The following is a 10,139-nucleotide window of genomic DNA, read 5'->3' on the forward strand; positions in this document are numbered from 1 at the left end:
AACGAGGAGAGGCGCACCCAGCCGCCGCCGGTCCTCGGTAGTGGCCCCCGGGGGAATGCGAACCCCGGGTGCTTCGATCGAAGACCGGCCCGCACCGCACGGAGCGCTTCTCCGCAACCGTCCCCCTGCCACACGGGCAGCGACGGGACGAAGACGAGGAGATAACGCTAGTGGAGAACGAGACCCACTACGCCGAGGCCGTCATCGACAACGGCGCCTTCGGCACCCGCACCATCCGCTTCGAGACGGGCCGCCTGGCCAAGCAGGCCGCCGGCTCCGCCGTGGCGTACCTGGACGACGACACCATGGTGCTGTCGGCCACCACCGCCTCCAAGAACCCCAAGGACCAGCTCGACTTCTTCCCGCTGACGGTGGACGTCGAGGAGCGGATGTACGCCGCCGGCAAGATCCCCGGCAGCTTCTTCCGCCGTGAGGGCCGCCCCTCCGAGGACGCGATCCTCACCTGCCGCCTGATCGACCGCCCGCTGCGCCCGTCCTTCAAGAAGGGCCTGCGCAACGAGATCCAGGTGGTCGCCACGATCATGGCGCTCAACCCCGACCACCTGTACGACGTCGTCGCGATCAACGCCGCGTCCGCGTCCACGCAGCTGGCCGGCCTGCCCTTCTCCGGCCCGATCGGCGGCGTCCGCGTCGCGCTGATCAACGGCCAGTGGGTGGCCTTCCCGACGCACTCCGAGCTCGAGGACGCCGTCTTCGACATGGTCGTCGCGGGCCGCACCCTGGAGGACGGCGACGTCGCGATCATGATGGTCGAGGCCGAGGCCACCGAGAAGACCATCCAGCTGGTCAAGGGCGGCGCCGAGGCGCCGACCGAGGAGGTCGTCGCCGCCGGTCTGGAAGCCGCGAAGCCCTTCATCAAGGTGCTCTGCAAGGCCCAGGCCGACCTCGCCGCGAAGGCCGCCAAGCCGACCGGCGAGTTCCCGATCTTCCTCGACTACCAGGACGACGTCCTGGAGGCGCTCACCGCCGCCGTCCGCCCGGAGCTCGCCTCCGCGCTGACCATCGCCGGCAAGCAGGAGCGCGAGGCGGAGCTGGACCGCGTCAAGGCGCTCGCCGCCGAGAAGCTCCTGCCGGAGTTCGAGGGCCGCGAGAAGGAGATCTCCGCCGCGTACCGCTCGCTGACCAAGACCCTGGTCCGTGAGCGTGTCATCAAGGAGAAGAAGCGCATCGACGGCCGCGGTGTCACCGACATCCGCACCCTGGCCGCCGAGGTCGAGGCCATCCCGCGGGTCCACGGCTCCGCGGTGTTCGAGCGTGGCGAGACCCAGATCCTGGGCGTCACCACCCTGAACATGCTCCGCATGGAGCAGCAGCTGGACACCCTCTCCCCGGTGACCCGCAAGCGCTACATGCACAACTACAACTTCCCGCCGTACTCCACCGGCGAGACCGGCCGCGTCGGCTCCCCCAAGCGCCGCGAGATCGGCCACGGCGCCCTCGCCGAGCGCGCCCTCGTGCCGGTCCTGCCGACGCGCGAGGAGTTCCCCTACGCGATCCGCCAGGTCTCCGAGGCGCTGAGCTCCAACGGCTCGACGTCCATGGGCTCGGTCTGCGCCTCCACCATGTCGCTGCTGAACGCCGGTGTGCCGCTGAAGGCCCCCGTCGCCGGTATCGCCATGGGTCTGATCTCCCAGGAGATCGAGGGCGAGACGCACTACGTCACCCTCACCGACATCCTCGGTGCGGAGGACGCCTTCGGCGACATGGACTTCAAGGTCGCCGGCACCAAGGAGTTCGTGACCGCCCTCCAGCTCGACACCAAGCTGGACGGCATCCCGGCCTCCGTCCTGGCCGCCGCCCTCAAGCAGGCCCGTGACGCCCGCCTCCACATCCTCGACGTGATGATGGAAGCGATCGACACGCCGGACGAGATGTCCCCGAACGCCCCGCGGATCATCACCGTCAAGATCCCCGTGGACAAGATCGGCGAGGTCATCGGCCCCAAGGGCAAGATGATCAACCAGATCCAGGAGGACACCGGCGCCGACATCACGATCGAGGACGACGGCACGATCTACATCGGCGCGGTCGACGGACCGTCCGCCGAGGCCGCCCGCACCACGATCAACGGCATCGCCAACCCGACCATGCCGGAGGTCGGCGAGCGCTACCTGGGCACCGTCGTGAAGACGACGACCTTCGGCGCGTTCGTGTCGCTGCTCCCGGGCAAGGACGGTCTGCTGCACATCTCGCAGATCCGCAAGCTCGCCGGCGGCAAGCGCGTGGAGAACGTCGAGGACGTCCTCGGCGTGGGCCACAAGGTCCAGGTCGAGATCGCCGAGATCGACTCCCGCGGCAAGCTCTCCCTCATCCCGGTGATCGAGGGCGAAGAAGACGCAGAGACGAAGGACGACACCGACAAGTGACGTCGAGCAGCTCGACGGCGACGGCCCGCACCTCCTCGGAGGCGCGGGCCGTCGCCCGTACCCAAACCCTGATCAAGGGCGAGAACGGCATCGGCACGGTCCGCAAGACCACCCTCCCCGGCGGCCTGCGCATCGTCACCGAGACCCTGCCCTCCGTCCGCTCCGCGACCTTCGGCATCTGGGCGCACGTCGGCTCCCGCGACGAGACCCCGGCGCTGAACGGCGCCACGCACTACCTGGAACACCTGCTCTTCAAGGGCACCAGCCGCAGGTCCGCCCTGGACATCTCCGCCGCCCTCGACGCGGTCGGCGGCGAGATGAACGCGTTCACGGCGAAGGAGTACACGTGCTACTACGCGCGCGTGCTCGACACCGACCTGCCCCTCGCCATCGACGTCGTCTGCGACATGCTGACCGGCTCGCTCATCCGCGAGGAGGACGTCGACGTCGAGCGCGGCGCCATCCTCGAAGAGATCGCGATGACCGAGGACGACGCCGGCGACTGCGTGCACGACCTGTTCGCGCACACGATGTTCGGCGACAACTCCCTCGGCCGCCCGGTCCTCGGCACGGTCGACACGGTCAACGCCCTCACCGCCGACCGCATCCGCCGCTTCTACAAGAAGCACTACGACCCGACCCACCTCGTGGTCGCCTGCGCCGGCAACGTGGACCACGCCAAGGTCGTACGGCAGGTCCGGGCCGCCTTCGAGAAGGCCGGTGCCTTCAGGGAGACGGGCGCCGAGCCCGTCGCCCCGCGCAGCGGCCGGCGTGCCCTGCGCACCGCGGGCCGGGTCGAGCTGATCGACCGCAAGACCGAGCAGGCGCACATCGTGCTCGGCATGCCGGGCCTGTCTCGCACGGACGAGCGGCGCTGGGCCCTGGGCGTGCTGAACACCGCCCTGGGCGGCGGCATGTCGTCCCGCCTCTTCCAGGAGGTCCGAGAGAAGCGCGGCCTGGCCTACAGCGTGTACTCGTACACCTCGGGCTTCGCCGACTGCGGCCTGTTCGGCGTGTACGCGGGATGCAGGCCGTCGCAGGTGGACGACGTGCTGAAGATCTGCCGCGACGAGCTCGACCATGTCGCCGAGCACGGACTGTCGGACGACGAGATAGGGCGTGCGATCGGTCAGCTCCGGGGCTCCACGGTCCTCGGCCTGGAGGACACCGGAGCGCTGATGAACCGCATCGGCAAGAGCGAGCTGTGCTGGGGCGAGCAGATGTCCGTCGACGACATGCTGTCCCGGATAGCGTCGGTCACCCCGGACGACATCCGCTCGGTCGCCCGCGAGATCCTGGGGCGGCGGCCCTCCCTGTCGGTCATCGGCCCGCTGAAGGACAAACAGGCGGCCCGCCTGCACGACGCCGTCGCCTGACAATCCCCCTGGTTAAGGAAGCACAAGATGAGCAAGCTGCGCGTGGCGGTCCTCGGCGCCAAGGGCCGGATCGGCTCGGAAGCCGTACGAGCCGTCGAAGCCGCCGAGGACATGGAGCTGGTCGCCGCCCTCGGCCGGGGCGACCAGCTGGAGGCGCTGACCGAGACGGGCGCCCAGGTCGTGGTCGAACTGACCACGCCCGACTCGGTCATGGCCAACCTCGACTACTGCGTGAGCCACGGCATCCACGCGGTCGTGGGCACCACCGGCTGGACCGACGAGCGCCTCGCGCAGCTGAACGGCTGGCTGGAGAAGTCCCCGCAGACGGGCGTGCTCATCGCGCCCAACTTCTCCATCGGGGCCGTCCTGACCATGAAGTTCGCGCAGCTCGCCGCCCCGTACTTCGAGTCCGTCGAGGTCGTCGAGCTGCACCACCCGAACAAGGTGGACGCCCCCTCCGGCACCGCCACGCGCACCGCCCAGCTCATCGCCGAAGCCCGCCGCACCGCCGGCACCGCCCCGGCCCCGGACGCCACGACCACGGCCCTGGACGGAGCCCGTGGCGCCGACGTCGACGGCGTCCCGGTCCACGCCGTCCGGCTGCGCGGTCTCCTCGCCCACCAGGAGGTCCTGCTCGGCGCCGAGGGCGAGACCCTGACGGTCCGCCACGACTCGCTCCACCACAGCAGCTTCATGCCGGGCATCCTGCTCGGCGCCCGCCGCGTGGGAAGCGTCCCGGGCCTGACCTTCGGCCTGGAACACTTCCTGGACCTGAGCTGAGCTGCCGACCGTCATGCGAGCGAAGCTCACCTACGCCCTCACGGCCGCCGTCCTGGTCGTCTACTTCGTCCTGGTCGGCAGCCGCGGCGTCCTGCTCATCGAGACCGGCACCCCCCTCACCGTCACCTTCGGTGTCGCGGTGCTGATCCTGCCGGTCATCGGCGTGTGGTTCCTGTGGAAGAACACCCAGTTCGTCCGCAAGGCCAACGCCCTGGCCGCCGAACTCGAAGCCGAGGGCGGCCTGCCCGTCGACGAGTTGAAGCGCACCCCCAGCGGGCGGATCGACCGCGACTCGGCCGACGCGGTCTTCGCCAAGCGCAAGGCCGAGACGGAGGCCGCCCCCGAGGACTGGCGCACCTGGTTCCGCCTGGCCGTCGCCTACCACGACGCCCGCGACACCCCGCGTGCCCGCAAGGCGATGCAACGCGCCATCGCCCTGCACGAGGGCAGGCAGATCGAAGCGGCCTGAACAGCACCCCGCTCATGCCTGTGGGGCCGGACCGCGTACGGTCCGGCCCCACAGGCATGAGATCAGGCGTCAGTGCGCCTGGTGCTCCTCGGCCCACGCCTCCACGGAGTCGGCCGCCCGGTCGAAGGCCTCCACCCGCCCCAGGAAGTCCGCGTTGTGCGTGGTCATCAGCGGCGGCGCACCGTCCGCCGACTGCCCCTGCCGGACCAGCAGCAGCGCCTGACCCTGCACGGTCCGGGGGAGCCCCAGCCAGCGCACCGGCTGCTGCACCGTACGCACGGCGGAGACCTGTGCCCAGGACGCCGTACGCGTGGTGAGGAAGCCCACCTGCCGCAGCCCGCGCGGGCTCACCCACACGCCCATGCGCAGCAACCGCAGCGCCCCGGCGATGACGAGCAGCGCGAGCCCGAAGACGACCGTGGCGGAGGTCAGTTCGGCCGTCGCCGCGATGATGACGGCAGCGAACAGCACGAACGAGGCGAGCAGCAGCGCGAGCGCCGCCGCGGCCACCCGCCACGGCCCGGGCCGGTACGGCCGCCGCCAGCGGTCACGGTCGTCGTAGGGCAGCGGAACGTCGTCCGCCGCCTCGAAAACGCGGTCGGCCGTCAGGAAGGGCAGGGGCACGGCTGGTCCTCACTCGATCCATGCGTGGGCTGTGCCCGGTGAGGCTACCGATCTGTGTCCCCGGTCACCACTGGCGGGGGGCCGGATGGAGTCACCGCCGACCGGCGGCTGCTCAGTGTTTCTGCGACGCCTGGGACTGCTGGGGGCTCGAGTCCGGGCTGTCGGACGACAGCGCGGGAGTCCCGATGACCAGGGACCCCACGAGTCCCGCCACGACGGTCAGACCCAGCAGCCAGCGCCCGGCCATCTGACCGACGGACGGCCGCTCGCGCGGTGGGGGAGTGACATTGCTGCGGAACCTGTCGGCCTCGGCGACGAAGGCAAACGGTACGGGTTCACGCCGACCGAACATCAGGGGTGCGTCTCCCTTCAGGGTGGAACGGATCACTTTCATCAGTAGAGACGAAAGAACTCCCTCAGAGGTGCCCTGTTTCACCGACTTCATTGCGGCACGCCACCGATCGCGCTGTTTCCGCCGCGCCGTAGAGTGGCGTCGCCACACGACGAGATGGGAAGGCCCTGCCAACCGTGACCGACACCCCAGCCGACGACCCCAAGCCCAGCTTCCGCAGCGACGTCACCGTCGAGCTGGTCAAGCACACCGCGTCCGACGCGGACGTCCTCTTCGCCGCCCGCGTCTCGACCCTCGGCGAGCAGTCCCTGGACGAGCTGAAGAAGGACCCCGAGCGCTCCAGGGGCCTGATCAACTACCTGATGCGGGACCGGCACGGCAGCCCGTTCGAGCACAACTCGATGACCTTCCTCATCAGCGCCCCGATCTTCGTCTTCCGCGAGTTCATGCGGCACCGCGTCGGCTGGTCCTACAACGAGGAGAGCGGCCGCTACCGCGAGCTCCAGCCGGTCTTCTACGTCCCCGACGAGTCCCGCAAGCTCGTCCAGGAGGGCCGCCCCGGCAAGTACGTCTTCGTGGAGGGCACCCAGGCCCAGCAGGAGCTGGTCGGCCGTGTGATGGAGGACTCCTACCGGCAGGCCTACGAGGCCTACCAGGAGATGCTCGCCGCCGGCGTCGCTCGCGAGGTCGCCCGTTCCGTCCTCCCCGTCGGCCTGTACTCCTCGATGTACGCCACCTGCAACGCCCGCTCGCTGATGCACTTCCTCGGCCTGCGCACCCAGCACGAGCTGGCCAAGGTCCCGTCCTTCCCGCAGCGCGAGATCGAGATGGTCGGCGAGAAGATGGAGGCCGAGTGGGCCCGGCTCATGCCGCTCACGTACGCGGCCTTCAACGCCAACGGACGCGTGGCGCCGTAACGCGATCCGGTGCCCCGACCAGGTACAGATGTACGGTTCAGCCGCGCGAAGTGTCCGTATTGCGGCATTTCACGAAGTTCATCTAGCCTGATCAAACGGGTCCGGCACTGCTTGAACCCCCGAGCAGGCAGTGCCGGGCTCCACCTTTGTCGCGACTTGTCGCCTGCCCCTAGGGCAGACCCGGTCCTGAGCAACGAGTAGCGTGTAACCCATGGCTCCGACCTCGACTCCGCAGACCCCCTTCGGGCGGGTCCTCACCGCCATGGTCACGCCCTTCAAGGCGGACGGCGCACTCGACCTCGACGGCGCGCAGCGGCTCGCCACCCACCTGGTGGACGCAGGCAACGACGGCCTGATCATCAACGGCACCACCGGCGAGTCCCCGACCACCAGCAATGCGGAGAAAGCGGATCTCGTACGGGCGGTCCTGGAGGCCGTCGGCGACCGCGCCCACGTCGTGGCCGGAGTCGGCACCAACGACACCCACCACAGCATCGAACTCGCCCGCGCCGCGGAGCGCACGGGCGCGCACGGCCTGCTCGTCGTGACGCCGTACTACAACAAGCCGCCGCAGGAGGGCCTCTACCGGCACTTCACGGCCGTCGCCGACGCCACCGAGCTGCCGGTCATGCTCTACGACATCCCCGGCCGCAGCGGCGTCCCGATCAACACCGAGACACTCGTCCGCCTCGCCGAGCACCCCCGGATCGTCGCCAACAAGGACGCCAAGGGCGACCTCGGCCGCGCGAGCTGGGCCATCGCCACCTCCGGCCTCGCCTGGTACTCCGGCGACGACATGCTGAACCTGCCCCTGCTCTCCGTGGGCGCGGTCGGCTTCGTCTCGGTCGTCGGCCACGTCGTCACCCCCGAGCTGCGCGCCCTGGTCGAGGCGTACACCTCGGGCGACGTCCAGAAGGCCACCGAGATCCACCAGAAGCTGCTCCCGGTCTACACGGGCATGTTCCGCACTCAGGGCGTGATGACCACCAAGGCGGCGCTCACCCTGAAGGGCCTGCCCGCCGGACCTCTGCGCGCCCCCATGGTCGAGTGCGCGCCCGAGGAGATCGAGCAACTCAAGATCGATCTTGCCGCCGGCGGGGTACAGCTCTGACACCAGACTTCGCGCGGTTCCCCCGCGCGCGTGCTTCACAACTGAATAAGCGGGCCACCGGTCCCGCACCACACCACGACAACTGCTTCTGCACGAACGTCACGCGCGCCACGTGCCCCACCGGTACGTGGCGCGTGTGGTGAGGAGAGTCTTTTGAGTCATCCGCATCCCGAACTCGGCCCGCCCCCGCCGCTCCCCGAAGGCGGCCTGCGCGTCACCCCGCTCGGCGGTCTCGGTGAGATCGGCCGCAACATGACGGTCTTCGAGTACGGCGGCCGTCTGCTGATCGTCGACTGCGGAGTGCTCTTCCCCGAGGAGGAGCAGCCCGGAATCGACCTGATCCTGCCGGACTTCTCGTCCGTCAGGGACCGCCTCGACGACATCGAGGGCATCGTCCTCACCCATGGTCACGAGGACCACATCGGCGGCGTCCCCTTCCTCCTGCGCGAGAAGCCGGACATCCCGCTGATCGGCTCCAAGCTGACCCTCGCCCTCATCGAGGCCAAGCTCCAGGAGCACCGCATCCGCCCGTACACCCTCGAGGTGGCGGAAGGACACCGCGAGCGCATCGGCCCCTTCGACTGCGAGTTCGTCGCGGTCAACCACTCCATCCCCGACGCGCTGGCCGTGGCCATCCGCACCCCCGCGGGCATGGCGGTCCACACCGGCGACTTCAAGATGGACCAGCTCCCGCTGGACAGCCGCCTCACGGACCTCCACGCGTTCGCGCGCCTGAGCGAGGAGGGCATCGACCTCCTCCTCTCGGACTCGACGAACGCCGAGGTCCCGGGCTTCGTCCCGCCCGAGCGGGAGATCTCCAACGTCCTGCGGCAGGTCTTCGCCGGCGCCCGCAAGCGCATCATCGTCGCGAGCTTCGCCAGCCACGTGCACCGCATCCAGCAGATCCTGGACGCGGCGCACGAATACGGCCGCCGGGTCGCCTTCGTCGGCCGCTCCATGGTGCGCAACATGGGCATCGCACGGGACCTGGGCTACCTGAAGGTCCCCCCGGGCCTGGTCGTGGACGTGAAGACGCTCGACGACCTCCCGGACAGCGAGGTGGTCCTCGTCTGCACGGGTTCCCAGGGCGAGCCCATGGCGGCGCTCTCCCGGATGGCCAACCGGGACCACCAGATCCGCATCGTCCAGGGCGACACGGTGATCCTGGCGTCGTCCCTGATCCCCGGCAACGAGAACGCGGTCTACCGCGTGATCAACGGCCTGACCCGCTGGGGCGCCAACGTGGTCCACAAGGGCAACGCCAAGGTCCACGTCTCCGGTCACGCCTCCGCGGGCGAGCTGCTGTACTTCTACAACATCTGCCGCCCGAAGAACCTGATGCCGGTGCACGGCGAATGGCGCCACCTGCGCGCCAACGCCGAGCTGGGTGCCCTGACCGGCGTCCCGCACGACCGCATCGTCATCGCCGAGGACGGCGTCGTCGTCGACCTCGTCGAGGGCAAGGCGAAGATCTCCGGCAAGGTCCAGGCGGGCTACGTCTACGTCGACGGCCTCTCGGTCGGCGACGTGGGTGAGCCGGCCCTCAAGGACCGCAAGATCCTCGGCGACGAGGGCATCATCTCGGTCTTCGTGGTCATCGACTCGTCCACCGGCAAGATCACCGGCGGTCCGCACGTCCAGGCCCGGGGCTCCGGCATCGAGGACTCCGCCTTCAGCGACGTGATCCCCAGGATCACGGAGGTCCTCGAACGCTCCGCCCAGGACGGCGTGGTCGAACCCCACCAGATGCAGCAGCTCGTCCGCCGCACGCTGGGCAAGTGGGTCTCCGACTCGTACCGCCGCCGCCCGATGATCCTGCCTGTCGTGGTGGAGGTCTGACGGTCCGTCGGGCCGGAGCAAGCGCCAACTGGGAGCGGGGCGCCCCGATTTGCATCGAGGCGCCCCGCTCCAGTAGGTTTACAACTCCTTCCGAAGGGGCACCCGGCCGACTCAGGCCCGGGAGTGATGCCCGGCCGAGGAGGGGAAATCCGACTCAGAAACTTCTGATAAAGTCGGAACCGCCGGAAAGGGAAACGCGAAAGCGGGAACCTGGAAAGCACCGAGGAAATCGGATCGGAAAGATCTGATAGAGTCGGAAACGCAAGACCGAAGGGAAGCGCCCG

The 10,139-nt window shown here is 69.4% G+C and carries 9 protein-coding genes; 7 read left to right on the forward strand and 2 right to left on the reverse strand.

Features of this window, described 5'->3' with window-relative positions; all coding sequences use genetic code 11:
- Window positions 1–170 precede the first annotated feature (170 nt).
- Genes ABEA82_RS32185 through ABEA82_RS32200 form a run of 4 tightly spaced genes read left to right on the forward strand, consistent with a single transcriptional unit; the run spans window position 171 to window position 5,012 of the window.
- Complete coding sequence (locus tag ABEA82_RS32185) at window positions 171–2,387, forward strand: polyribonucleotide nucleotidyltransferase (protein ID WP_345665239.1); 2,217 nt, start codon at window positions 171–173, stop codon at window positions 2,385–2,387.
- Window positions 2,384–3,763, forward strand: a complete 1,380-nt coding sequence (locus tag ABEA82_RS32190; RefSeq protein ID WP_345665240.1) for a M16 family metallopeptidase — start codon at window positions 2,384–2,386, stop codon at window positions 3,761–3,763. The genes ABEA82_RS32185 and ABEA82_RS32190 overlap by 4 nt, the downstream gene beginning before the upstream one ends.
- Window positions 3,764–3,790: 27 nt before the next feature.
- Window positions 3,791–4,543 carry a 4-hydroxy-tetrahydrodipicolinate reductase gene (gene dapB / locus ABEA82_RS32195; RefSeq protein ID WP_345665241.1) on the forward strand — a complete coding sequence of 251 codons (753 nt, stop codon included), beginning with the start codon at window positions 3,791–3,793 and terminating at the stop codon, window positions 4,541–4,543.
- Window positions 4,544–4,556: 13 nt separating this feature from the next.
- Entirely contained in the window at window positions 4,557–5,012 is a 456-nt protein-coding gene (locus tag ABEA82_RS32200; RefSeq protein ID WP_345665242.1) for a tetratricopeptide repeat protein, read from the forward strand.
- Window positions 5,013–5,081: 69 nt separating this feature from the next.
- On the opposite strand, the gene ABEA82_RS32205 is transcribed toward ABEA82_RS32200, so the two are convergent.
- Together ABEA82_RS32205 and ABEA82_RS32210 are read right to left on the reverse strand one after the other, a co-directional pair.
- Window positions 5,082–5,636 (reverse strand): hypothetical protein, encoded by a 555-nt coding sequence (locus ABEA82_RS32205; RefSeq protein WP_345665243.1) that lies wholly within the window; start codon window positions 5,634–5,636, stop codon window positions 5,082–5,084.
- Between the two features lie 112 nt (window positions 5,637–5,748).
- Window positions 5,749–5,988: a hypothetical protein gene (locus tag ABEA82_RS32210; protein ID WP_345665259.1), complete on the reverse strand. Its 240-nt coding sequence runs from the start codon at window positions 5,986–5,988 to the stop codon at window positions 5,749–5,751.
- Between the two features lie 176 nt (window positions 5,989–6,164).
- On the opposite strand from ABEA82_RS32210, the gene thyX reads away from it, so the two are divergent.
- From thyX to ABEA82_RS32225, 3 genes are all read left to right on the forward strand, one after another.
- The gene (gene thyX, locus ABEA82_RS32215) at window positions 6,165–6,905 is read left to right on the forward strand and encodes an FAD-dependent thymidylate synthase (protein ID WP_345665244.1); all 741 of its coding nucleotides are present in this window, start codon (window positions 6,165–6,167) and stop codon (window positions 6,903–6,905) included.
- 211 nt (window positions 6,906–7,116) lie between these two features.
- Window positions 7,117–8,016, forward strand: a complete 900-nt coding sequence (gene dapA, locus ABEA82_RS32220) for a 4-hydroxy-tetrahydrodipicolinate synthase (RefSeq protein ID WP_345665245.1) — start codon at window positions 7,117–7,119, stop codon at window positions 8,014–8,016.
- Window positions 8,017–8,169: 153 nt separating this feature from the next.
- Complete coding sequence (locus ABEA82_RS32225; RefSeq protein WP_345665246.1) at window positions 8,170–9,855, forward strand: ribonuclease J; 1,686 nt, start codon at window positions 8,170–8,172, stop codon at window positions 9,853–9,855.
- The last annotated feature ends 284 nt before the right edge of the window (window positions 9,856–10,139 follow it).

Origin of the sequence: Streptomyces venetus (assembly GCF_039540295.1) — a bacterium.
GTDB lineage: Bacteria > Actinomycetota > Actinomycetes > Streptomycetales > Streptomycetaceae > Streptomyces > Streptomyces venetus.

Coding starts and splice junctions, on each gene's coding strand:
- ABEA82_RS32210 (WP_345665259.1), bottom strand. CDS start 5,988: ATGTTCGGTCGGCGTGAACCCGTACCGTTTGCCTTCGTCGCCGAGGCC.
- dapB (WP_345665241.1), top strand. CDS start 3,791: ATGAGCAAGCTGCGCGTGGCGGTCCTCGGCGCCAAGGGCCGGATCGGC.
- ABEA82_RS32200 (WP_345665242.1), top strand. CDS start 4,557: ATGCGAGCGAAGCTCACCTACGCCCTCACGGCCGCCGTCCTGGTCGTC.
- dapA (WP_345665245.1), top strand. CDS start 7,117: ATGGCTCCGACCTCGACTCCGCAGACCCCCTTCGGGCGGGTCCTCACC.